The organism is Saccharothrix carnea (assembly GCF_003014735.1).
Classification (GTDB): domain Bacteria; phylum Actinomycetota; class Actinomycetes; order Mycobacteriales; family Pseudonocardiaceae; genus Actinosynnema; species Actinosynnema carneum.
On record NZ_PYAX01000004.1, the window covers coordinates 341,595 to 362,502 of the forward strand.

Genomic DNA, 20,908 nt, shown 5'->3' on the forward strand with positions numbered 1-20,908 from the left:
GCGGCGGTCCGGAGCGGCTGCTATCGTCGGGCCGGAGAGCCGTTCGCAGGGAGACTCGACGTGATAGGCGAAGACGACATCTCCGGGTGAGCCCCGGATGTGACAGGCCGCCGGCAGTGCCGCAGCGGCCGTCGAAGTCGTCCCCTCCTCCGCTGGGCACCGTCTGCCCGCAGCACACACCGAGGTCTCTCACCCATGTCCGAAACCTGCGTCGTCGTGTCCGGCCTGTCGTTCTCCTGGCCCGACGACACCCCCGTCTTCGCCGACCTGTCCTGCACCATCCCGACCGGCCGCACCGGGCTCGTCGCGCCCAACGGCGCCGGCAAGACCACCCTGCTCAGGCTGATCGCGGGCGAACTGCGGCCGTCCGAGGGCAGCATCACGGTCGACGGCGTGCTCGGCTACCTCCCGCAGGACCTGCCGCTGACCGGTGAACCGACCGTCGCCGAGGTCCTCGGCGTCGCGCCGGTCCTGCGCGCCTTGGCGGCCGTCGAGTCCGGTGACGTCGCCGAGGAGCACTTCACCACCATCGGCAACGACTGGGACGTCGAGGAGCGCACCCGCGCCCAGCTGGACCGGCTCGGCCTGGGCGACCTGAGCCTGGACCGATCCCTGGGCACGCTCAGCGGCGGCCAGGTCGTCTCGCTCGGCCTGGCGGCCCAGTTGCTCAAGCGGCCGGACGTGCTGCTGCTGGACGAACCGACCAACAACCTGGACCTCGCCGCCCGCCACCAGCTCTACGACGTGCTCGACGACTGGCCCGGCTGCCTGCTCGTGGTCAGCCACGACCGCGCCCTGCTCGACCGCGTGGACCGCGTCGCCGAGATCGAGAGCGGCGAGATCCGCTACTACGGCGGGAACTTCACCGAGTACGAGCGGGCGGTCGAGGCCGCGCGGGAAGTCGCCGAGAAGAACGTCCGCAACGTCGAGCAGGAGCTCAAGCGGGAGAAGCGGGAGATGCAGCAGGCGCGCGAACGGGCCGCGCGCCGGGCGAGCACCGCGGCGCGCAACCTCGGCAACGCCGGGCTGCCCCGGATCTTCGCCGGGACCATGAAGCGCAACGCGCAGGAGTCGGCGGGCAAGGCGAGCGGCACGCACGCGGCACGGGTCAGCGCCGCCAAGGCCAAGCTGGACGAGGCCGAGCGGGCGCTGCGGGACGAGCAGAAGATCACCCTGGAGCTGCCGCAGACCGCCGTCCCGGCCGGGCGGACGCTGTTCCTCGGCGAACGCCTGCGCGCGGCCTACGGCGGGCGGGAGCTGTTCACGGGCGAGGGCGTGGACCTGGCGATCCGCGGCCCCGAGCGGATCGCCCTCACCGGGGGGAACGGCGTGGGCAAGTCCACCCTCCTGCGGATCGTCCACGGCGACCTGGAACCCGACCGCGGCGACGTCAAGCGGGCCGACGGCCGGATCGCCTACCTGGCCCAGCGCCTGGACCTGCTCGACGGCACCCGCACGGTCGCCGAGAACCTCGCGGCGTCCGCACCGGCGATGCCACCGGCGCAGCGGATGAACCTGCTCGCGCGGTTCCTCTTCCGGGGTTCCCGGGCGCACCTCCCGGTGGGCGTGCTGTCCGGTGGTGAACGGTTGCGCGCCACGCTGGCGTGCGTCCTGTTCGCCGAACCGGCGCCGCAACTGCTGCTGCTGGACGAGCCGACGAACAACCTCGACCTGCTCAGCACCGGGCAGCTGGAACGCGCGCTCAACGCCTACCAGGGCGCGTTCGTCGTCGTCAGCCACGACGAGCGGTTCCTGAACGAGATCGGCGTCGACCGCAGGCTCCGGCTCGAAGGCGGACGGCTGCTGGAGACGGCGGCGCCGACCACGTCCGGCTGAGGCTCACGCGGGGGAGGTCAGCGCTACGCTGTCCTCCCACAACGCGTCCGCCCGCGCGACGTCGTAGGACTCGTCCGACGACCGCACGGCCCGGCGTCCGTCGAAGTACCGGCCCGTGGTGTCGGCCAGTTCCGGTGCGGTCGCGAGCCAGGCGAGCGCGCCACCCGACTCGGCCGCGGTGTGGACGTCGGTCGTCACCACCCGGCGCAGCAACCACTTCAGGTGCGGCAGGACGTGCTTGGAGGCGAAGCGGAGCGGGGCGGCGGCCTCGCGCTGCAAACCCGTTCCGGGGACCAGGCCGGGGTTGAAGGCGTTGGCGGTGACGCCGGCGGGCAGGCGGCGGGCCAAGGCGTAGGTGAAGTACACGTTGGCCAGCTTGGACGTGCTGTAGCGGCGTTGGCCGGCGGCGAACGGCTTGTCCGACGCGGCGGCGGGACCGAGTTCACCTCGCGCCAGGGCACGCGCGTCGTGCCACGCGGGAGCGGGAACGCCGAGCTTGCGCGCCGGGTCGTGCGTGTCGCTCGACACCACGACCACGCGCGCGGGCGCGACCAGCACCGGCAGCAGTTCGCGCACCAGGAGGAAGTGGCCCAGGTGGTTGACCCCGAAGGTGGACTCGAAGCCGTCCGCGGTCTCGGTCCGCGTGGTCCCGGCCTGCACGCCCGCGTTGCACACCACCGCGTGCAGCGGGGGCACGTCGCCCGACCGCACCCGGCCGGCCAGGTCTGTGGCGAAGGAGCGGACCGAGGCGAGGGAGGCGAGGTCCAGCGCCATGGCCGTCACCGCGTGACCCGTCCGGGTGACGCGGGCGAGCTCGTCGACGGCGGCCCGGGTGCGGCCCGCGTCCCTGCTCGCCACGACGACGTGCCACGGCCCGTCTGTGGCGCGCAGGAGCGCGCTCGCCGCCGCGTACCCGATACCGCTATTCCCCCCGGTGATGACGATGGTCCCGGTCGACACTGCACAGCTCCTGTCGGTCGTCAGACGGTCGTCCGGAAGTCCTGCGTGCCGATGACCCGCAGCAGTTCGAGCTTCTCGCGAGCGTCGGTGCCCTCGGTCGGGAAGAACGCCAGCACCTTGAGGTCGTCTTCGGGTGCCAGCAGCACCTCGCAGGTCAGGTGCAGCACGCCGACTTCCGGGTGCAGCAGCCGCTTGCGGTCCATCCGGCGCACCGCGACCTCGTGCCGTTCCCACAGCTCGCGGAACTCCGTGCTGCGCTTCACCAACTCGTGCACCAGGTCGGTGACGTCGTCATCGCCGGCGCGCCGCGAGTAGGTCGCGCGCAGGTCGTTGACGTGCGCGATCGAGTGCCGCGGCCAGTCCTCCTCCGGGAACCGGGCGCGCAGCTCCGGCTCGGTGAACCACCGCCACGCGAGGTTGCGCGCCCGTCCGACGCGGTGGTGCGGACGGCCGAGCACGACGTCGGCGAAGGCGTTCTGCCACAGCACCTCGCCCAGGTCGGTCATGACGCAGACCGGCACGTCGGTGAGCCGGTCGACCAGGCTGATCAGCCCCGGCCGGACGTGCCGACCGGCGCGGCGCGCCGGTGGCGCGAGGCCGGCCAGGTGGAACAGGTGGTCGCGTTCGTCCAGGTCGCAGCGCAGCGCTCGGGCCAGCGCGGCCACGATCGGCTCGGACGGGTGCGCGCCGCGGCCCTGCTCCAGCCTGGCGTAGTAGTCGGTGGACATCCCGGCCAACGCCGCCACCTCGTCCCGCCGCAGGCCGGGCGTCCGGCGCCGCACCCCGTCCGGCAGTCCCACGTCGGCCGGGCGCAGCAGCTCCCGGCGGCGACGGAGGAAGTCGGCGAGCCCGGCGCGATCGATCACGCACCCCAGTATCGGCCCGCGTCACCCGGTCAACCAGGGACGGCCAGTCCCTGGATGTGCCGCCCGTCCGGTGATGCGCCCGAACGGGCTCTGTCGCGGTCGGCCGTCGCTGCGTAGATTCCGAGGGAAGGTGATTTCCTCACTGTAGGAGCTAACATGAGGAAAATCTTCAACAGGCGGCAGGTGCTCGTCGCGGTGTCCGCGCTGCTGGTCGGCTCGGCGCCGGCGATGGCGGCCGGCGGTGACGTGGTGGCGGACGCGTTGCGGCGGATGAGCCTGGAGGAGAAGGTCGGCCAGCTGTTCGTCACCTACGCCTACGGTGCCTCGGTCGACGCGTCCGATCCCGCCTCGGTGGCCGCGAACCGGCGGCAGCACGGCGTGGACAACGCGCGGCAGCTGATCGGGAAGTACCACCTCGGCGGCATCATCTACTTCGCGTGGTCGGGCAACACGGCGAACCCGGCGCAGGTGGCGGAGCTGTCCAACGGCATCCAGCGGGTGTCGTCGGTCCCCGCGCTGGTGAGCACCGACCAGGAGTACGGCGTGGTGACCCGGATCGGGGCGCCGGCCACGCTGTTCCCCGGGAACATGGCGCTCGGCGCGGCCCGCGACCCCGGGTCGGCGGGCACCGCGGCCCTGGTCGCCGGGCGCGAGCTGCGCGCGATGGGGGTCAACCAGGACTTCGCGCCGGTCGCCGACGTCAACGTCAACGCCCTCAACCCGGTGATCGGCGTCCGCTCGTTCGCCGAGGACCCGGAGCTCACCGCGCAGCTGGTCGAAGCGCAGGTGCGCGGGTACGAGCGGGGCGGGGTGTCGGCCACCGCGAAGCACTTCCCCGGCCACGGCGACACCGCGGTGGACAGCCACACCGGCCTGCCGGTGATCGGCCACAGCGTCGAGGAGTGGGAACGGCTGGACGCGCCGCCGTTCCGCCGGGCGATCGCGGCCGGGATCGACTCGATCATGACCGCGCACATCGTGGTGCCCGCGCTCGACCCGTCCGGCGACCCGGCCACGCTCTCCCGGCCGATCATCACCGGCGTCCTGCGCGACCGGCTCGGCTACGACGGCGTGGTGATCACCGACTCGCTCGGCATGGCCGGTGTGCGGCAGAAGTACGGCGACGACCGCGTGCCGGTGCTGGCGCTGAAGGCGGGCGTCGACCAGCTGCTGATGCCGCCGAGCATCGACCTGGCGTTCAACGCGGTGCTGACGGCCGTGCGCAACGGCGAGCTCACCGAACGCCGCATCGACCAGTCGGTCCGCCGGATCCTGCGGATGAAGGCGAAGCGCGGCCTGTTCGGCGGGCAGTTCGTCGACCCGGCCAGGCTGCCGGAGGTCGTCGGGACCGAGCAGAACCGGCAGACCGCGCAGCGGATCACGGACCGGACGACGACGCTCGTGCGCAACGCGCACCTGCCCCTGCCCACGCCACCGGCCTCCGTCTTCACCACCGGCTGGGGCACGACCGCCGACCCGGTGCCGCACCGGCTCGCCACCGCGGTCGCGAAGCGCTCGGCGGCCACGAACGCGCTCGTCACCGGCGCGAATCCGAACCAGGCGACGATCGACCGGGCGGTCGCCGGTGCGGCCGGTGCCGACCTGACGATCGTGGCGACCAACAAGGCGTGGACCGACGTCGGGCAGCAGAACCTGGTGAAGGCGCTGCTGGCCACCGGCAAGCCGGTCGTCGTCATCGCGGTCCGGGATCCGTACGACATCGCGTACTTCCCCGAGGCTCAGACCTACCTGGCCACCTACTCCTACACCGAGATCTCGGTGGAGTCGGCCGTGCGGGTGATGTACGGGGAGCACGCCCCGGTCGGGAAGCTGCCCGTCACGATCCCGGTCGCCGGTGACCCCTCGACCGCGCTGCACCCGTTCGGCCACGGCCTGACCTGGGAGGGCTGAACCCCATGCGCCGACTGCTGATCGCCGTCCTGTGCGTGCTGCTGGTCGCGAGCCCGACCGCGGCGGCGCAGTCCGAGACCCCCGGTCGTGCGGGCGTGCCGTTGACCGTGATGTCCTACAACATCCACACCGGCATCGGCGTGGACGGCAGGCTCGACCTGGCGCGGGTGGCCGCGGACATCGCCGCGGCCGGCGCCGACGTGGTGGGGCTGCAGGAGGTGGACGTCCACTGGATGGCCCGCAGCGAGTGGCGCGACCAGGCGGCGGAACTGGCGGCGGCGGTCGACATGGCCGTCTACTTCGCGCCCATCTACGACCTGGACCCGGCCGAGCCCGGCAAGCCGCGACGGCAGTACGGTCTGGCGGTGCTCAGCCGCCACCCGGTGGTCGCCGCGGAGAACCACTGGATCACCCGGCTGTCCACGCAGGTGCCGAACCCGACGCCCGAACCGGCACCGGGGTTCCCCGAGGTCGTGCTGGACGTGCGCGGCGAACGCGTGCACGTCTACAACACCCACCTGGACTACCGCGCCGACCCGGCGGTGCGCCGCGCCCAGGTCACCGACATGCTGCGCGTGCTGGCCGAGGACCGCGGTGAGGCGCGGGTGCTGCTCGGCGACTTCAACGCCGCACCGGACGCCCCCGAGCTTGCTCCACTGTGGACGGAGCTGGTCGACGCGTGGGCGGTGGCGAACCCGTCGTCACCCGGCCCGACCTACCCGGCGACGGCGCCCGCCAAGCGCATCGACTACGTGGCCGCCGGCTACCCGGCCCGCGTCCGGGACAGCCGGGTGATCACGACCGGCGCGTCGGACCACCTGCCGGTGCTGGCCGAGCTGACCGTCACCCGACGCCACGGGTCCCCTTGGGACGGACCGCTCCCCGACCACCGCCTGCGCTACGGCACGGCGCACCAGGCCGGGCTGGCGGCCGAGCACGTGGACCGACTGGTGCCCGACGTCGAGGCGGGCGTGCTGGCCTCACCCCGGGCGTTCCCGGGCGGCGTGGTGCTGGCCGCGCGCAACGGCGTCATCGTCCGGCACGCGGCGGTGGGCGACGCGCTGCGCTACGGGCACGACGGTGCCGAACTGCCGCCGGACCAACGGATCCCGATGCGCGAGGACACCATCTTCGACGTCGCGTCGCTCTCGAAGCTCTTCACCACCGTGGTCGCGCTGCGGCTGGTGGAGCGCGACCTGATCGACCTCGACGCCCCCGCCGCGGGGTACCTGCCCGAGTTCGGCCAGAACGGCAAGCAGGACGTCACCCTCCGCCAGTTGCTGACCCACACCTCCGGGCTGCCCGCCGGGCTGGTGCTCGGGTCGTACCCGACCGTGGAGCAACGGCTGGCCGCTGTCTACGCGGTGGCACCGCGGTCGCCGCCGGGCACCCGGTACGTCTACTCCGACCTGAGCCTGATCGTGCTGGGCAAGGTGCTGGAACGGGTCACCGGCCGGTCGCTGCCCGACCTGGTGGCCGCGGAGGTCACCGGGCCGCTGGGGTTGCGCGACACCACGTACAACCCGCCGCAGGAGCTGCGGCCGCGGATCGCGCCGACCCAGCACGGCGGCGCGCGCGGGCTGATCTGGGGCCAGGTGCACGACTCCACGTCCTGGTACCTGGGCGGCACGGCGGGCCACGCCGGGGTCTTCTCCACCGCACGCGACCTCGCCGTCTTCGCCCAGATGCTGCTCAACGGCGGGCGGTACGGCGACCGGCGCGTGCTGCGGACCGACAGCGTCCGGGCGATGACCACGAACTGGAACGCGGCCATCCCCGGCGCCGACCGCGGGCTCGGCCTCGACGTGAACAAGCCCGCGTTCATGGGCCTGCTCGCCACGCCGTACACCGTCGGTCACACCGGGTACACGGGGACGTCCCTGGTCATCGAGCCGGACAGCCGGTCGTTCGTGCTGCTGCTGACCAACCGCGTGCACCCGACCGCCGCCGGTCCGCCGACCAACCCGTACCGGCACGCCGTGGCCGACGACCTGGCGCGGGCCGTGCTGGAACGCTGACCGCGCCGCTCACGCGGGCGGTGGCACAGCCGGCGTGAGCAGGCCCCGGCCGGCGCGACGGTGCCACGCGAACCGCCGGCACGTCAGTCGTCGCCGCCGAGGATGTCGTCGACGAACCGCTCGGCGAACTCGCGCAGCTTGACGTTCTCCCGCTGGGACCGGTCGACCAGCAGCGCGAACGCCTCTTCCGCGGGCACCCGGTGCACCGCCATGACGATGCCCTTGGCCTGGTCGATGACCGCGCGCGAGGTCAACGCCTGCCGCAGCTGGGCCGCCTGCCCACGGGCGCGCAGGTAGCGGCGGGCGTTGCGCAGCGCAGCCTCCGCGGCCGTGGTGTAGAGCTCCAGGAGGGCCGCGTCGAGCGCCCGGAAGCCGTCCGTCCGCGCGCCGTAGAGGTTGAGCGAGCCGGGAATGCCCTCGTCCACGCACAACGGCGCCGACAGGTAGCCGGTGACGCCGGACCCCGCCGCCTCCGCGTCGAACCCCGGCCACCGCCGCGGCACCTCGACCGCCATCGCGTGCACGACCTGCCCGGTGCGGGCGGCGTGCAGGCACGGCCCCTCGTCCGCCCGGTACTGCGCCAGGTCCAGGTCCAGTGCCTCCTGCCGGGTCGCCGCACGCGTCACGGGCCCCTCGCCGGACAGCAGCGTCACGCTCACCATGTCCGCGCCGGGGATCGCCTGCGACACCTGCTTGCAGATCCGGTCGAGGATGACCGCCAGGTCCTCCTCCTGCTCCAGGACCTGCGACAACCCCTCCAACGCCCCGGTGACGTCGTCCAGCCGCCGGATCAGCAGTTCGGCGACGTGGTCCTCCGCCGCTGCCCGCTGCCCGCCGCCCATCGCCACCCGCCTCCTCCTAGGTGCCCTCGTCCTGCTCGCGCGGCCTCCCGTCCGGCCGCTGTCGTGACCGCTGCCCATCTCGACACGTCGTCACCCCCGCCGGCGCGTCCGGTCCGGTGGTTCGGCCTCGCCGGTCTCCTCGGTGACGTCCTGACCGGTCGGCGCGTCATCCGTCACGGCCGGCACCTCCGGGGACTCCCCCGACATCGGCCGGCGCGGCGGCGCGGGAGCCCGTTCCCCGGACTCGTGCGCGGACTCGGTCATGGCCCCGGGTTACCCACCGGTCGACCGCGTCACGCCGCACGATCAGCTGATGTGGACCGTCCGGCCGTGGTTTCGGCGGCCGGGCGGGGGTACTCGACCCGTACGTCGAACAGTCGGCGACACGCACCCCCGTCGCTCCGGACGACCGCCGGTCGACGCGCGTTCCGAACCCACTGGACTTCGCCATGGACATCCCACCTCGGCCCGACTGCGGTGCGATCATCACCTACCTCAACCCGGACGCCCTCGACCCCACCGCCTTCCTGCGCGGCGTCGTCATCGGGGCCCACGTGGTGGACCCGCAGACCTCGCACGCGTGGGTGCCGGTGCTGCTGCCCGACCGCACGTTGTCCGTATTGGACACCAGGAACATCATCGAAGTGCAGGTGTCCGACGGCCCGTGCCCACCATCGGGTGACATGGACGACATGCGGTAGCGGGAACAGCCGGCGGCGTCGCGCCGACCCTCGAACCAGCCTGGTGGACGTGAAGCCGGTCTCGGTGCGGGTCGCCAGACGCGTGTTCGACGCCACCGCGGTGGTAGTCCGGGCGGCGGGCGTACAACCCCGGTGGTAGGCCGATCGGCAACCCCGGCCGGACGACTCCGGCCACGTCCGTTCCTAGGCTTCGCCCGTACCCGTTGTCCGAGCGAAGGAATCCCCGATGGTCGTCACCGATGTCCTTGCCGCCGCCAGTGTCCACAGCTTCGGTCCCGGGCGGCTCGGTGCCGCGGCGGGCGCCGTGCTGGGGCTGATCGGGATCGTCGTCGGCGTGCTGGCGCTGGCCCGTCCCGGCAGCCGCCTCGGTGTCGGCTCCGGGCGGCGCGGCGCCGTCCTGTCCCTGGCCGCGGGGGTGCTCGGGATGGCTCTGGGCGCGCTCGTCGTGGCCACGTCCGACGACGGCATCGGGACCGGCAACGGGCGTGGCGGCGCCTACCTGGCCCTGGTGGTGGGGCTGGTCGCCGTGGTGCTCGGCGGGCTGGCCCTGAACCGCTCGCGCCGCGTGACCGCCTGAGGCCGGTCGGGCAGCGGGGTCGGGCAGCGCGGCCCGGGGCGGCGGCGGGTCAGGGGCGGCGGGTCAGGGGTGGGTCAGCCAGCCCGGCACGGTCAGGCCCGACTCGTAGGCGAGGATCACCAGCTGGGCCCGGTCGCGGACCTGCGTCTTGGTCATGATGCGGCTGACGTGGGTCTTCGCGGTGGCCGGGCTCAGCACCAGCCGTGCCGCGATCTCGTCGTTGGACAGGCCGGCGGCGACCAGCGCCATCACCTCGCGCTCGCGGTCGGTGAGCGCGGTCAGCCGCGGCTTGGGGTCGGGGTGCGTGGCGCGGGTGGCGAACTCGGCGATCAGCCGGCGGGTGATCGACGGCGCGATGAGCGCGTCGCCGCGGGCCACCACCCGCACGCCGTGGATCAGCTCGGCCGGTTCGGTGTCCTTGACCAGGAAGCCGCTCGCACCGGCGCGCAGCGCGCCGTAGACGTAGTCGTCCAGGTCGAACGTGGTCAGGATGATCACCCGGACGTTCGAGCTCGCGGTGATCTCCCGGGTGGCGGCCAGGCCGTCCAAGCCGGGCATCCGGATGTCCATCAGCACCACGTCCGGTCGCAGCCGCCGGGCCAGCTGCACGGCCTCGGCGCCGTCGGCGGCCTCCCCGACCACCTCGATGCCGTCTTCACCGTCCAGGATGGACCGGAAACCGGCGCGCACCAGGGTCTGGTCGTCGGCCAGCAGCAGGCGGATCACGCCGGCACCCGATCCGCGCGCAGCGGCAGGCGGGCGTGCACCCGGAAACCGCCGTCCGGCCGCGGTCCCGCGGTCAGCGAGCCGCCCAGCGCCTGCGCCCGTTCGCGCATCCCGAGGATCCCGTTGCCGGGCGTGCCCGGTGCGCCGTCGCCGTCGTCCTCGACTTCCACGAGCACGGCGTCGTCGTCCGGTCGGACGCGGACCACGGCGGCGGTCGCGGCGGCGTGCCGCGTCACGTTGGTGAGCGCCTCCTGGACGATCCGGAACGCGGCCAGGTCGACCTCGGGCGGCAGCGGCCGGGTCTCGGCGAGTTCGACGCGGATCTCCAGCCCGGTCCGGCCCGCGGTGGTGATCAGGTCGTCGAGCCTGTTCAAGCCGGGCGGCACGCCGCCGTCCTGGCGCAACGCGGTGAGCGTGGTGCGCAACTCGCGCAGGGTTTCCTTGCTGGTCTGCTTGATCGCGGTGAGCGCCTGCTCGGTGCGTTCGGGGTCCGGGCGGTGCAGCGCGGCGCTGGCCTGGACGTTGATCAGCGAGAGGTGGTGGCCGAGCGCGTCGTGCAGTTCCCGGGCGATGCGCAGGCGTTCCTCGGTGGCACGACGGCGTGCCTCCTCCTCCATCCGCTGCTCGGCGGCGAGGGCGCGGGCGCGCGCTTCGGCGAGGTAGGCACGGCGGTTGCGCGTCACGCCGACGATGACCGCGACGAGCCAACCGGCGTGCAGGAACGTCGCGCCGTTGTTGGCCTTGGTGAAGCTGTCGGCGAAGGCGAAGGCGAGCACCGAGGCGAGGCCGAGTCCGATCGCGACGGCGAGGTGGCCTTCGTCGACCACGGTGTACAGCGCCACGACGAACACGACCATGATCGGGCCGGGTTGCTGCAGCAGCGCCCCGTACGCGGCGACGGCGGCCAACGCCACCACGCCCACCGGGATCGGGTGGCGGCGCCGGACGTACAGCGCGGCGGACGACACCAGCACGGCGGCCAGCGCGGCCCACTCGGCGGGTGTGTCGATGCCGCGTGCCTGCACCAGCAGGCCCAGGAGCGCGACCAGACCGGCGGCGAGCGCCAACGCGATGTCCGCCGTCCGGCCGCGCAGTCCCGCCATGCGCCGAAGCCTAACCTCCCGCCCGTGAGCGGGAGGTCAGGTCGGCGTGGTGGGGCTCCGGGTCAGGAGACGCGTTTGCGCGTGTAGACGCCCGCGGCCAGGCTGACGCCACCCGCGGCGAGGGCGATCTGGATGAGCAGCTCGATCCAGTCGATGCCGCCGGTGTCGCCCACGCCGAGCGCGTTGGCGATGAAGGTGCCGATGACGGCGGCGACGATGCCGACCAGGATGGTGAGCCAGATCGGAATGCTCTGCTTGCCGGGCAGGACGAGTCGACCCAGAGCGCCGATGATCAGGCCCACGACGAGGGCGCTGATGATTCCGGAGACGGTCACGTTCACTCCTTAGAGTCAAGTGAGCCTCAGGTACCCGATCACCGCGCCGCTCACTCCTCCGAGATCGGTCGCGCCGCCGAGCCGTGGCGTGCCGGCGCTACGACGCGCAGAACTCGTTGCCCTCGGGGTCCAGCATGACCCACCAGTGCCCGGCGGGCCCCTGGTCGTACTCGCGGACGCGGGTCGCGCCGAGCCCTTCCAGCCTGGCCACCAGCGCGTCGAGGCCGCCGGGCTCGCTGTGGACGTCGATGTGCAGCCGGTTCTTGACGGTCTTGGCCTCCGGCACGTCCTGGAACAGCAGCCGCCGGCCGCGCCCGACTCCGCTGGTCGGGTCGAACGGGTCGTCGGGGTGGCGGATGGCGGCGAAACCGCGGAAGTTCTGGCGGCCGTTGTGCTCGACGACCGCCTCCTCCCCGAGGTGACCCGCGGCCAGCAGTTGCCCGATGAGCGCGCCGGGGTCCTCCACCTCGTACTCCAGCGCCGCGGCCCAGAAGTCCGCGAGGACGGGCGCGTTCTTCGTGTCGATGACCAGCTTCCAGCTCAGTGCCATGTAACCGGTTATATCGGTTACAGCGGCGCCACCGCAACCCGAACGGAGCAACCGGACCGGTCGGCCGGGTCGCGGATACGCTGTGGTGGCATGAGACCGGCACTCGTGATCGTGGACCTGCAGGAGATGCTGATCCCGCTCGTCTGGCGCGGCGAGGAGTTGGTCGACCGCGTCGCCGCGCTGGCCCGCGAGGCACGGCGCGGTGGCGTGCCGGTGGTCGCGTTGCGGCAGGTCGGTGACCGCGGCACGGAGTTCGACCCCGAGGCGCCCGGCACGCGGCTCAGTGCGCGGTTGGGGCTCCGGCCGACCGACGTCGTGGTGGACAAGACGGCCACCGACGCGTTCTACCGCACCGATCTCGCCGCCGTGCTCGCCGAACGGGACGTCGACACGGTGGTGCTCACCGGCCTGGCCACCGACTACTGCGTGGACGCGACCGCGCGGTCCGCGGTGAGCCACGGGCTGGACGTCGTGCTGGTCGGCGACGGCCACGCACCGGCCGCCGGCGGCGATCCCGACGCGGGCCTGACCGCCGAGCAGGTCATCGCCCACCACAACCGGATCCTCGGCACTGCCGTCCACCCGGGCGGGTCGGTGCGCGTGGTCGCGGCGGCGGACGTCGTCTTCGCGCGGCCGGGGGTCGGTCCGGGTGGCGGCCCGGACCGACCTGGAGGCGGTGCGGTCAGCCGCTGACCGAGGCGGAGAAGTTGTTGACCGCCAGGCCGACGCCGCCGTTCCACGGCTCGAAACCGGCCTGGATGCTGGTCAGGTACCAGGACGAGGTGATCGCGCCGCGGTTGCGGACGTCGTTGATGAAGTCGAGCACGTTGAACGACCACGACGAGATCGGCGACGGCGCGACGTAGGAGATCACGTTGTTGGCGCCGTTGCTGCCGCGCCAGACCTGCCAGCTGCGACCGCCGATGGTGGTGTTGCCCACCGCGCTGCCGATCGGCTGGATCGGGCCCTGGCGGTTGAACCAGATCATGATCTCCATCTGGTTGACGCCGTTGGTCTTGGGCGTGGGGTCGAGCCAGATGTCGTAGGAGGCGTTGTAGGTGCCGCCGACGTAGCTGTAGCTGATCGAGGACGACGCGCTGCGGATCCGGCTGACCTGCATCGGCAGGTTGGAGCCCGGCGAGCAGTTGGTGTAGTGGCAGCCGAGGAACACCGACGGGTACGACAGCGGTGCGCCGTTGGTCGGCGCCGAGCCCTGCTGCTGGGTGATGCGGAAACCGGTGGAGGTGACGTTGATGCACTGGGTGGCCGACGTGCCCCAGCGGTTGTTCTGGACCACGTAGCGGCCCTGGATGGTGGTCGATCCGTACTGCTCGCAGATCGTGGTGTCGGCTTGGGCCGGCCCGGCTGCGGCGACGACCGCGGAGGCGGCCATCAGCCCGGCGAGCACGAGGGCGCGGACGGTGCTTCGCATGGAACTCCTTCCGAAGGGTCCACGACGGCGGGGATCTCCTGGGAGCGCTCCCAGGGTAGACCGGAACCGCCCCGTTCGCATACCTCGGACAGGTGACGGCCGGCGGCGGCCGGGCCGCGCACCGGCGATGGCGCGCTCCGGCGGCGTCGACGCGGTCGCCGGCCGGTCCTACCGTGATGCCATGACCGTGTTCCGTGATCAGGACCTGGCCGGCGTGCGCGTGGAGCGCGTGCGGCTGCGCGGTGCCGAGCTGGTCGACGTCGAGATCAGCGGCGAACTGGTGAACGTCGTGGTGAACGGCGTGGACATCGCGCCGCTGGTGGAAGCCGAGCTGGACCGCCGCCTGCCCGAGCGGGCGAAGATGCGGCCGGACGACGCCGAGGGGTTCCGCGCGGCGTGGGCGATCCTGGAGCGGCTGTGGGAGGGCACCGTCGCGAAGGCGAGGACGTTGCCGGAGTCGGAGCTGCACCGCGGCGTCGACGGCGAGTGGTCGTTCATCCAGACGTTGCGGCACCTCAACTTCGCCAATGCGGCCTGGGTCGGCCGGATGGTGCTCGGGAACCCGTCGCCGTGGCACCCGCTGGACCTGCCGTGGGACCAGGCGCCCGGGTGGGACGGCATCCCGTGGGACCGCGAGGCCCGGCCGTCGTTGGAGGAGGTGCTGGCGGTGCGGCGTGAACGGCAGGCGATGGTCCGCCGCGTCGTGGACTCGCTCACCGACGAGCAGCTGACCGCCCACGTGACCCGCACCGAGGCGGGCTGGCCGCGGGCGGAGCACTTCCCCGTCGAGGACTGCCTGCGGATCGTGCTCAACGAGGAGTGGGAGCACCGGCTCTACGCCGAGCGCGATCTGGGCTCACTGCTGGGTTGACGCCATCAGCAGACCCATTTCGTAGATGAACAGGGCGCCCATGTAGAACGGCGCGGCGAGCAGCAGCAGTGCCCAGAACGGCGCCCTCATGCGTCGGGTGAGCAGCCACGACAGCAGTGCCGAGAGCAGCAACGGGACCGGCATGTGCACGGTGGCGTAGTCCAGGAGCAGCGCGCCGAACGAGAGCGGGCCCCCGGTCGGGACGAAGATCGTCACGACCACGAACAGCACGAGCGCGAACGCCAGGTGCGCGAGGAGGTAGGGGACGAACCCGGCCTTCGGCGGCACGGTCGGCGGGTGCTGCGACGTGCCGCGGAGGCGGGCGTGCGGATCCGAGTTCATGTCCCGTCCCCCTGGGTCGTGGAACCCGGATCATACGTATGCCGCCCGCCGCTATTCGACGTCGTGCAGAATGTGCCGGGTCCCGAACCGACTGGAGGACCTCGTGGCCGCTCCCGGTATCACCCGGCCGCCGACCAGGCTGGAGCTCGTCCGGGCCGAGATGGCGCCCGTCCTCGGGCCACGGGCCGCCGCGCGCATCGAGCCGTTCGACGACGGCACCCTGTACGTCCGGGCCGGTGCGCTGCGCCAGACGTTCGCGTGGCTGGTCGACTTCGTGGTCTTCCTGCTCGTGGTCGGCCTCGGCTACGCCATCGTCAGCGTGCCGTACAGCTCGGGCGCCGTCAGCGACAACCAGCTGGCCGTGGCCTTCCTCGTGACACCGCTGGCCGCGCCCCTGCTGTACGGCCTGTGCTACGGCAACGGCCGTGCCCTCGGCGCCGTGCTCACCGGTACCCGGCTGGTGCGGTTGTCCGACGGCGGCCGGATCGGGTGGAAGGCGCCGTGGGCGATGATGGTCCGCACCGTGCTGCTGCCGTTGCTGATCGGCACGTTCGTCGTCGGCGCGGTCGCCGGCGGCTCACCGCCCGGATCACCGGTCCGGGTCAGCATCGACCGCCGGGACACCGATCGACTGCGCGCCGCCGGCCACCGGTAGCCCACGAGCCGGCAGGCCGGCCGCGGACAGTCCACAGTGGACGGTCACGCCGGGGACCGGGACGCCGACCCGTTCGGCGGGGTGCGGCCACGCGAATGGGCGCTCCGGCGCGGCGACCCGCGGTGGGAGGATCGACCACTCACCCGCAGTCGTCGGTTCCCGGGGGTTCGTGATGAGTTCCGCCGTCCTGGACGCGATCGCCGCCCTCGCACCGCGCTTGACCGACGCCGCCGCGCGGGCCGACGAGGACCGCCGGTTGGCCGACGACACCGTGGCGGCGTTGCGGGACGCGGGCACGTTCCGCGTCGCCCGGCCCACCAGGTACGGCGGCGAGGACGCCTCGATCCGCACGCACCTGGACCTGTCGTCGGCGGTGGCCCGGCTCGACGGCGGCGCGAGCTGGTCGACGGCGCTGTGGAACGGCAGCAGCTGGATCACCTCGCTGTACCCCGGGCAGGCGCAGGACGACGTGTGGGGCACCGACCCGGACGCCCTGATCAGCGGCACGCTGATGCCGACCGGTACGGCCGAGCCCGTGCCCGGCGGTTACCGGCTCAGCGGCGCCTGGACCTACGCCTCCGGCATCGGGCACGCCTCGTGGGGCCTGGCGGCGGCCACCGTGGAGGACGGCCTGGCGTGGCTGCTGGTGCCGCGCGAGGACTTCGAGGTCGTGGACGAGTGGTACGTGGCCGGGATGAAGTCGACCGGCAGCAACCGCTTCGTGGTGCGGGACGCGTTCGTGCCCGACCACCGCGTGCTGCGGCTCGGCCGGCTGGTGGCGGGCGCCAACGCCACGTCCGCCACCGCCGCCACGTTCCGCGCCGCGTTCGTGCCCTCGCTCGTGGTCATGGTCAGCGGCCCCCTGCTCGGGCTCGGCCGTGCGGCCCTGGCGCACGTGATCGACGCCAGTGCGGACAAGGGCATCGCCTACACCGGCTTCGACCGGCAACGCGACTCGGCCGCGTTCCAGCTCCTGGTCGCGGAGGCCGCTTCCGCCGTGGACAGCGCCGAGCTGCACGCCTACCGCGCCGCGGACCTGCTCGACCGGCACGCCGCCGAGTCCACCTACCCGCCCGAGCTGCTCCGGGCCCGCTGCCGCGCCGACGCCTCCGTGGCCGTGCGCCACGTGACCGACGCGCTCGACAAGCTGATGTACGCGCACGGTTCGCGCGGCTTCGCCGATGCCAGCCCGTTGCAGCGGATCTGGCGTGACGCGAACGTGGCCGCCCGTCACGGGATGCTGCTCCCCCAGGTGAACCTGGAGCTCTACGGGTCGTTCCTGGTCGGTGCGGAGAACACCGTCAGCCCGTTCGTCTGATCACCCGATCCGGAGCACGTGCTTGCCGCGCACGCCACCGGCTTCCAGCGCGCGGTGTGCCGCGGCGACGTCGGCGAGCGGGTGGACCGCGTCGACCACCGGCCGGACCGCGCCGCTCTCGACCAGCGCGGTGAGGTCGGCGAACAGCTCCGTCTTCGGGTTGCCGCTGAAGAACCGGACGCGGCGCGGGCCGAACACCGCGGACCCGAGCAGGTAGCCGACGTCCGCGGCGGAGCGGAAGGCGATGCCGACCATGCGGCCACCGGGCCCGAGCAGGCGGCGGTACGCGCCGGGCGTGCTGCCGCGGGTGTCGAGGACGACGTCGAAGCGGCCGAGGTCGGCCGGGTCGGTGCGGTAGTCGATCGCCTCGTCGGCACCGAGTTCGCGGACGAAGTCGAGCGTCGCCTTGCCCGCCAACGCGGTGACGTGCGCGCCGTAGGCCTTGCCCAGCTGCACGGCGACGCTGCCCACTCCCCCGCTCGCGCCGCGCACCAGCAGCCGTTCACCCCGGCGCAGCCGCGCCTTGTCGCGCAGGGCGGTGATCGCGGTGGTGCCGACGCCCGGCAGTGCGGCGGCCTGGACCAGGTCGAGGCCCGCCGGGCTGGGCGCGAGTTGGCGCGGGCGCACGACGACGTACTCGGCGGCGCTGCCGAACCGGCCGCGGGGCAGTCCTCCCCACACGTGCGCGCCCGGCGCGAAACCGGGGCCGGACACGACCTCGCCCGCGAAGTCGATGCCCACCCGCTTGGGGAACTCCCGGCCGAGCAGGAGCTTCAGCCGCCCCGAGCGGCCCATCAGCTCGCCGCCGTTGACGCTGGCCGCGTGGACGCGCACCAGGACGTGCCCCGGCCGGACCTCCGGGTCGGGCACGGTGCCCTCGTACAAGACCTCCGGCGGCCCGTACCGGTCGAACAGCGCTGCACGCATCCCTCACCTCTCGCACAAGTGGAAGCTGCCTTCCACTTCGACGCTAACACGGAAAACGGAAGGAGCCTTCCACTTGGGCTAAAGTGAGAGGCGTGGCCGGTGAGAAGACTCAATTGCGCGTGGACGCACGCCAGAACCGCGACCGCATCGTGGCCTCGGCGCGGGAGACGTTCGCCGCTGACGGGCTGGACGTCTCGATGACCGAGATCGCCCGCCGGGCCGGGGTGGGCGTGGCCACCCTCTACCGCCGCTTCCCGACCAAGGACGCCCTGGTCCGGGAGGTGTTCGCGGAACAGCTCGAAGCCTGCACGGGCGAGGTGCGCGGGGCGGCGGAGGACCCCGACCCGTGGCGCGGCTTCTGCCGGGCGGTGGAGAAGCTGTGCGAGATGCAGGCCAGGGACCGGGGGTTCAGCGCGGCGTTCCTGACCGCGTTCCCGGAAGCGGTGCCGGTGGACGGGATGCGCGCGATGGCCGAGGAGGCGTTCGCCGGGGTGGTGACGCGGGCCAAGGCGACGGGCAGGCTGCGGCCCGACTTCACCACCGACGACCTGACGCTCGTGCTGATGGCCAACAACGGCCTGGTCACCGACTCGGTGGAGGCCGCCGTGGCCGCGTCACGACGGCTGGTCGCCTACTTCCTGCAGGCGTTCCAGGCACGCGACCCGCTACCCCCACCGGTCAGCCTCGGCCTGCGCGACGCCCTCGGCTGAGCGCCCATGGGATCTCGGGTGCGGGAAAACCCCAACCGAGCGCTCAGCCCTGCTCCTGCTCGACCCGCCGGTTCCACTCGCCCTTGGACGACTGCCAGCCGTCCTCGTCCGCGCCGAGCCGCCAGTAGCCCGAGATCGACATCTGCTCGCGCGGCACGCCCCGCTCCAGCTTCAGGTGCCCGCGCAGGTCCTTGACCATGTCCGCCTCGCCGTGCACGAAGACCTGGACCACGCCCTCGGGGAACGCCAACTCCTTCACCGCGTCCACCACCCGGCGCCCGCGCGGACCGCCGTCGCGGTGCAGCCACCGCAGCTCCACCCGGCCCGCCGACCGGACTTCCTGCTCGTCCTCGGGGCCGTCGACCTCGACGAACACCTCCGCCCGCGCACCGGCGGGCAACGCCTCCAGCGCCGCCGCGATCGCGGGCCACGCGCTCTCGTCACCGGCCATCAGGTGCCACGCGACGTCCGGGTCGGGCGCGTACCCGCCACCGGGACCGGCGAAGTGCAGCACGTCACCCGGCTGGGCCTTCGCGGCCCACGGACCGGCCACGCCGGAGTCGCCGTGCGTGACGAAGTCGAGCCACAGCTCGCCAGCCTCGGCGTCCCACCTGCGCACGGTGTACGTGCGGGTGCGCGGCCACTGGTCGCGGGGCATCGTCGCGCGGATCGCGCCGAGGTCGAACGGCTCGGGGTAGAGCACGTCGTCCAGCGGGAACGCGAGCTTGACGTAGCTGTCGGTGTAGGGACCGACGGCGAAGTCCGCGAGCCCTTCCCCGCCGAGCACCACGCGGATCATCCGCGGCGCGATCCACTCGGTGCGCACCACGCGCCCGCTCCTGCCCCGGGACCGTTCGGCCATGTCGCGTACTCCTCGGTGATTCGAACGGCGCAACCAGCTTTCACCGTACGTGCCGGCCGCCCGCCGCCGCCCTTCACCCACCGCACGCATCTCGGGAGCGCTCCCAGCACGCGCCGTTCCGACCACCGCTTCCGCCACGCCGTCACGATCCAGCGGGCGGGGGCCGGCCTCGGTCCGGTCCCCGCCCCACCCGTCAGCGCAGGCTCCACTCCCGGGCCAGCTGGGCGGCCAGCCCGAGGTTCGCCGCGGCGGCGTCCTCGGTGCGCCGGCCGTACCCGCACGCGGCGGCGACACCGGCCACCGGCGCACCCAGCGCCTCCTCGGTGAGCCGCAGCGCTTCACGCGTCTCCTCGGGGTGGTCCTCGGCGACCACGCCCGCGATGACGTCCACCCCGGGCCGCAGGTGCCGCAGTCCGTCGTAGAACGCCGGGTCGGTGGGCGGCGGGCTGTCACCGCTGGTCACCGGCAGGTGCACGGTCGGCATCGGGACTCCCCGTCCGGCCAGCGCCTCGGCCAGCGCGTTGAGGAAGCGCACCGGCGGTTCCAGGTCCTCCGGGACGAACACCGGCACGTGCTCCAGGTCTCCGTAGCACAGGTGCAGCACCCACCGGGTGCGCGGTGCGGCGGCCAGGACGTCGGCGACCTGGCGGCTGAGGTCGGTGGTCAGCATCGGCCAGGCCTCCGGCGGGGTGAGGTGGTAGGCCACCAGCACGGCGGGCGTTTCCAGCTGGAGTTGCAGCCGGTCGCCCCACCGGGCGACCAGTTCGGTGACCTCGTGCACCACCGCGGTCTGCATGGTGGGCATCCACTCGCGGGCGGCGTCGATCGAGCCGAACGCGAACGCCGCCAGGTCCAGCGCGTTGGGGATGCCCACCTGCACGCGCAGCGGTTCACCGGTTCCGGTGATGGGCAAGCGGTCCAGCGCCGCGAACGCCGCCTCGGCCTGCTCGACGCGGGACAGGCCGACCTCCTCCGCGCACAGCCGCTGACCCGGCCGGACGCGGTAGTACGGCATGTCGTCGTAGCCGCGGCTCGCGCCGCCGCGCACCTGTTCGAGCGACGGCACGGCGGACATGTGGTGGGTGAGCCAGTCGATGATCCACCGCGGGTCGCGGTCGGACGGCAGGGCGGTCAGCGCGGCGTCGCCCCGGTGCCGGAGGAACCAGTCCATGGCGGTGGCGGGATCGTCGCACAGCGGGTGCGGCAGCGAGCCGACGAGGTGGACGGGCAGCGGACGGCGGTCGTGCTCTCGATCCGGGGTCTTCGTGGGTGCCTGTGCGGTCATGAGTGGTGTTCTGCTTTCGCGACGAAGAGCGTGAAGTGCCCGGGAGTGCCGCAGGATCTCCGCGCCCGACGTCCCGGCGTC

General features: G+C 73.0%; 23 protein-coding genes. 10 read left to right on the forward strand and 13 right to left on the reverse strand.

The window, feature by feature from the left end; all coding sequences use genetic code 11:
• Positions 1-195: 195 nt before the first annotated feature.
• Positions 196-1,836, forward strand: a complete 1,641-nt coding sequence (gene abc-f, locus B0I31_RS13220) for a ribosomal protection-like ABC-F family protein (protein ID WP_106615650.1) — start codon at positions 196-198, stop codon at positions 1,834-1,836.
• 3 nt (positions 1,837-1,839) lie between these two features.
• Here the strand turns inward: abc-f and B0I31_RS13225 are convergent, their stop codons facing one another.
• Positions 1,840-2,796 (reverse strand): SDR family NAD(P)-dependent oxidoreductase, encoded by a 957-nt coding sequence (locus tag B0I31_RS13225; RefSeq protein WP_106615651.1) that lies wholly within the window; start codon positions 2,794-2,796, stop codon positions 1,840-1,842.
• Between the two features lie 20 nt (positions 2,797-2,816).
• Positions 2,817-3,662: a helix-turn-helix transcriptional regulator gene (locus tag B0I31_RS13230; protein WP_219910693.1), complete on the reverse strand. Its 846-nt coding sequence runs from the start codon at positions 3,660-3,662 to the stop codon at positions 2,817-2,819.
• Between the two features lie 156 nt (positions 3,663-3,818).
• Between B0I31_RS13230 and B0I31_RS13235 the strand changes: the two genes are divergently transcribed.
• Both B0I31_RS13235 and B0I31_RS42910 read left to right on the forward strand, forming a co-directional pair.
• Entirely contained in the window at positions 3,819-5,573 is a 1,755-nt protein-coding gene (locus B0I31_RS13235; protein WP_106615652.1) for a glycoside hydrolase family 3 protein, read from the forward strand.
• A 5-nt stretch (positions 5,574-5,578) separates the two neighbouring features.
• Positions 5,579-7,591, forward strand: a complete 2,013-nt coding sequence (locus B0I31_RS42910; protein WP_106615653.1) for a serine hydrolase — start codon at positions 5,579-5,581, stop codon at positions 7,589-7,591.
• A gap of 83 nt (positions 7,592-7,674) precedes the next feature.
• On the opposite strand, the gene B0I31_RS13245 is transcribed toward B0I31_RS42910, so the two are convergent.
• Both B0I31_RS13245 and B0I31_RS40595 read right to left on the reverse strand, forming a co-directional pair.
• Positions 7,675-8,433 (reverse strand): GAF and ANTAR domain-containing protein, encoded by a 759-nt coding sequence (locus B0I31_RS13245; RefSeq protein WP_106615932.1) that lies wholly within the window; start codon positions 8,431-8,433, stop codon positions 7,675-7,677.
• A gap of 90 nt (positions 8,434-8,523) precedes the next feature.
• Entirely contained in the window at positions 8,524-8,697 is a 174-nt protein-coding gene (locus tag B0I31_RS40595) for a hypothetical protein (protein ID WP_181320143.1), read from the reverse strand.
• Positions 8,698-8,882: 185 nt separating this feature from the next.
• Between B0I31_RS40595 and B0I31_RS13250 the strand changes: the two genes are divergently transcribed.
• Both B0I31_RS13250 and B0I31_RS13255 read left to right on the forward strand, forming a co-directional pair.
• Positions 8,883-9,134 (forward strand): hypothetical protein, encoded by a 252-nt coding sequence (locus tag B0I31_RS13250; RefSeq protein WP_106615654.1) that lies wholly within the window; start codon positions 8,883-8,885, stop codon positions 9,132-9,134.
• Positions 9,135-9,360: 226 nt separating this feature from the next.
• Complete coding sequence (locus tag B0I31_RS13255) at positions 9,361-9,711, forward strand: DUF6223 family protein (RefSeq protein WP_106615655.1); 351 nt, start codon at positions 9,361-9,363, stop codon at positions 9,709-9,711.
• 63 nt (positions 9,712-9,774) lie between these two features.
• Here B0I31_RS13255 and B0I31_RS13260 read toward each other — a convergent pair whose 3' ends face one another.
• The 4 genes from B0I31_RS13260 to B0I31_RS13275 all read right to left on the reverse strand — a co-directional run bounded on the left by B0I31_RS13260 (position 9,775) and on the right by B0I31_RS13275 (position 12,425).
• Entirely contained in the window at positions 9,775-10,437 is a 663-nt protein-coding gene (locus B0I31_RS13260) for a response regulator transcription factor (protein ID WP_106615656.1), read from the reverse strand.
• Positions 10,434-11,540 carry a sensor histidine kinase gene (locus B0I31_RS13265; protein WP_106615657.1) on the reverse strand — a complete coding sequence of 369 codons (1,107 nt, stop codon included), beginning with the start codon at positions 11,538-11,540 and terminating at the stop codon, positions 10,434-10,436. Before B0I31_RS13265 ends, B0I31_RS13260 begins: the two co-directional genes overlap by 4 nt.
• A 62-nt stretch (positions 11,541-11,602) precedes the next feature.
• Entirely contained in the window at positions 11,603-11,875 is a 273-nt protein-coding gene (locus B0I31_RS13270) for a GlsB/YeaQ/YmgE family stress response membrane protein (protein ID WP_106615658.1), read from the reverse strand.
• 97 nt (positions 11,876-11,972) lie between these two features.
• Positions 11,973-12,425 (reverse strand): VOC family protein, encoded by a 453-nt coding sequence (locus B0I31_RS13275; RefSeq protein WP_106615659.1) that lies wholly within the window; start codon positions 12,423-12,425, stop codon positions 11,973-11,975.
• 90 nt (positions 12,426-12,515) lie between these two features.
• Between B0I31_RS13275 and B0I31_RS13280 the strand changes: the two genes are divergently transcribed.
• Positions 12,516-13,118: an isochorismatase family protein gene (locus tag B0I31_RS13280; protein ID WP_106615660.1), complete on the forward strand. Its 603-nt coding sequence runs from the start codon at positions 12,516-12,518 to the stop codon at positions 13,116-13,118.
• Here B0I31_RS13280 and B0I31_RS13285 read toward each other — a convergent pair.
• Positions 13,108-13,857, reverse strand: coding sequence for a GH12 family glycosyl hydrolase domain-containing protein (locus B0I31_RS13285; RefSeq protein WP_106615661.1), 750 nt, complete (start codon positions 13,855-13,857; stop codon positions 13,108-13,110). The genes B0I31_RS13280 and B0I31_RS13285 overlap by 11 nt on opposite strands.
• Before the next feature lie 181 nt (positions 13,858-14,038).
• Between B0I31_RS13285 and B0I31_RS13290 the strand changes: the two genes are divergently transcribed.
• The gene (locus B0I31_RS13290) at positions 14,039-14,728 is read left to right on the forward strand and encodes a DinB family protein (RefSeq protein WP_106615933.1); all 690 of its coding nucleotides are present in this window, start codon (positions 14,039-14,041) and stop codon (positions 14,726-14,728) included.
• Here the strand turns inward: B0I31_RS13290 and B0I31_RS13295 are convergent.
• Complete coding sequence (locus B0I31_RS13295; RefSeq protein ID WP_106615662.1) at positions 14,714-15,070, reverse strand: hypothetical protein; 357 nt, start codon at positions 15,068-15,070, stop codon at positions 14,714-14,716. The two genes, B0I31_RS13290 and B0I31_RS13295, sit on opposite strands and share 15 nt — an antisense overlap.
• A 103-nt stretch (positions 15,071-15,173) precedes the next feature.
• On the opposite strand from B0I31_RS13295, the gene B0I31_RS13300 reads away from it, so the two are divergent.
• Positions 15,174-15,725 carry an RDD family protein gene (locus B0I31_RS13300; RefSeq protein ID WP_245949861.1) on the forward strand — a complete coding sequence of 184 codons (552 nt, stop codon included), beginning with the start codon at positions 15,174-15,176 and terminating at the stop codon, positions 15,723-15,725.
• A 172-nt stretch (positions 15,726-15,897) separates the two neighbouring features.
• Positions 15,898-17,043 carry an acyl-CoA dehydrogenase family protein gene (locus tag B0I31_RS13305; RefSeq protein ID WP_106615663.1) on the forward strand — a complete coding sequence of 382 codons (1,146 nt, stop codon included), beginning with the start codon at positions 15,898-15,900 and terminating at the stop codon, positions 17,041-17,043.
• Here the strand turns inward: B0I31_RS13305 and B0I31_RS13310 are convergent, their stop codons facing one another.
• Entirely contained in the window at positions 17,044-17,970 is a 927-nt protein-coding gene (locus B0I31_RS13310; RefSeq protein ID WP_106615664.1) for an NAD(P)-dependent alcohol dehydrogenase, read from the reverse strand.
• Positions 17,971-18,062: 92 nt separating this feature from the next.
• Between B0I31_RS13310 and B0I31_RS13315 the strand changes: the two genes are divergently transcribed.
• Complete coding sequence (locus B0I31_RS13315) at positions 18,063-18,680, forward strand: TetR/AcrR family transcriptional regulator (protein ID WP_245949862.1); 618 nt, start codon at positions 18,063-18,065, stop codon at positions 18,678-18,680.
• A 43-nt stretch (positions 18,681-18,723) separates the two neighbouring features.
• Here the strand turns inward: B0I31_RS13315 and B0I31_RS13320 are convergent, their stop codons facing one another.
• Together B0I31_RS13320 and B0I31_RS13325 are read right to left on the reverse strand one after the other, a co-directional pair.
• Positions 18,724-19,542 (reverse strand): siderophore-interacting protein, encoded by an 819-nt coding sequence (locus tag B0I31_RS13320; protein ID WP_106615666.1) that lies wholly within the window; start codon positions 19,540-19,542, stop codon positions 18,724-18,726.
• A 193-nt stretch (positions 19,543-19,735) separates the two neighbouring features.
• Positions 19,736-20,827, reverse strand: a complete 1,092-nt coding sequence (locus B0I31_RS13325; RefSeq protein WP_106615667.1) for a hypothetical protein — start codon at positions 20,825-20,827, stop codon at positions 19,736-19,738.
• Positions 20,828-20,908: the final 81 nt, after the last annotated feature.

Coding starts and splice junctions, on each gene's coding strand:
- abc-f (WP_106615650.1), top strand. CDS start 196: ATGTCCGAAACCTGCGTCGTCGTGTCCGGCCTGTCGTTCTCCTGGCCC.
- B0I31_RS13235 (WP_106615652.1), top strand. CDS start 3,819: ATGAGGAAAATCTTCAACAGGCGGCAGGTGCTCGTCGCGGTGTCCGCG.
- B0I31_RS42910 (WP_106615653.1), top strand. CDS start 5,579: ATGCGCCGACTGCTGATCGCCGTCCTGTGCGTGCTGCTGGTCGCGAGC.
- B0I31_RS13245 (WP_106615932.1), bottom strand. CDS start 8,433: ATGGGCGGCGGGCAGCGGGCAGCGGCGGAGGACCACGTCGCCGAACTG.
- B0I31_RS40595 (WP_181320143.1), bottom strand. CDS start 8,697: ATGACCGAGTCCGCGCACGAGTCCGGGGAACGGGCTCCCGCGCCGCCG.
- B0I31_RS13250 (WP_106615654.1), top strand. CDS start 8,883: ATGGACATCCCACCTCGGCCCGACTGCGGTGCGATCATCACCTACCTC.
- B0I31_RS13255 (WP_106615655.1), top strand. CDS start 9,361: ATGGTCGTCACCGATGTCCTTGCCGCCGCCAGTGTCCACAGCTTCGGT.
- B0I31_RS13265 (WP_106615657.1), bottom strand. CDS start 11,540: ATGGCGGGACTGCGCGGCCGGACGGCGGACATCGCGTTGGCGCTCGCC.
- B0I31_RS13275 (WP_106615659.1), bottom strand. CDS start 12,425: ATGGCACTGAGCTGGAAGCTGGTCATCGACACGAAGAACGCGCCCGTC.
- B0I31_RS13280 (WP_106615660.1), top strand. CDS start 12,516: ATGAGACCGGCACTCGTGATCGTGGACCTGCAGGAGATGCTGATCCCG.
- B0I31_RS13285 (WP_106615661.1), bottom strand. CDS start 13,857: ATGCGAAGCACCGTCCGCGCCCTCGTGCTCGCCGGGCTGATGGCCGCC.
- B0I31_RS13290 (WP_106615933.1), top strand. CDS start 14,039: ATGACCGTGTTCCGTGATCAGGACCTGGCCGGCGTGCGCGTGGAGCGC.
- B0I31_RS13295 (WP_106615662.1), bottom strand. CDS start 15,070: ATGAACTCGGATCCGCACGCCCGCCTCCGCGGCACGTCGCAGCACCCG.
- B0I31_RS13305 (WP_106615663.1), top strand. CDS start 15,898: ATGAGTTCCGCCGTCCTGGACGCGATCGCCGCCCTCGCACCGCGCTTG.
- B0I31_RS13310 (WP_106615664.1), bottom strand. CDS start 17,970: ATGCGTGCAGCGCTGTTCGACCGGTACGGGCCGCCGGAGGTCTTGTAC.
- B0I31_RS13320 (WP_106615666.1), bottom strand. CDS start 19,542: ATGGCCGAACGGTCCCGGGGCAGGAGCGGGCGCGTGGTGCGCACCGAG.
- B0I31_RS13325 (WP_106615667.1), bottom strand. CDS start 20,827: ATGACCGCACAGGCACCCACGAAGACCCCGGATCGAGAGCACGACCGC.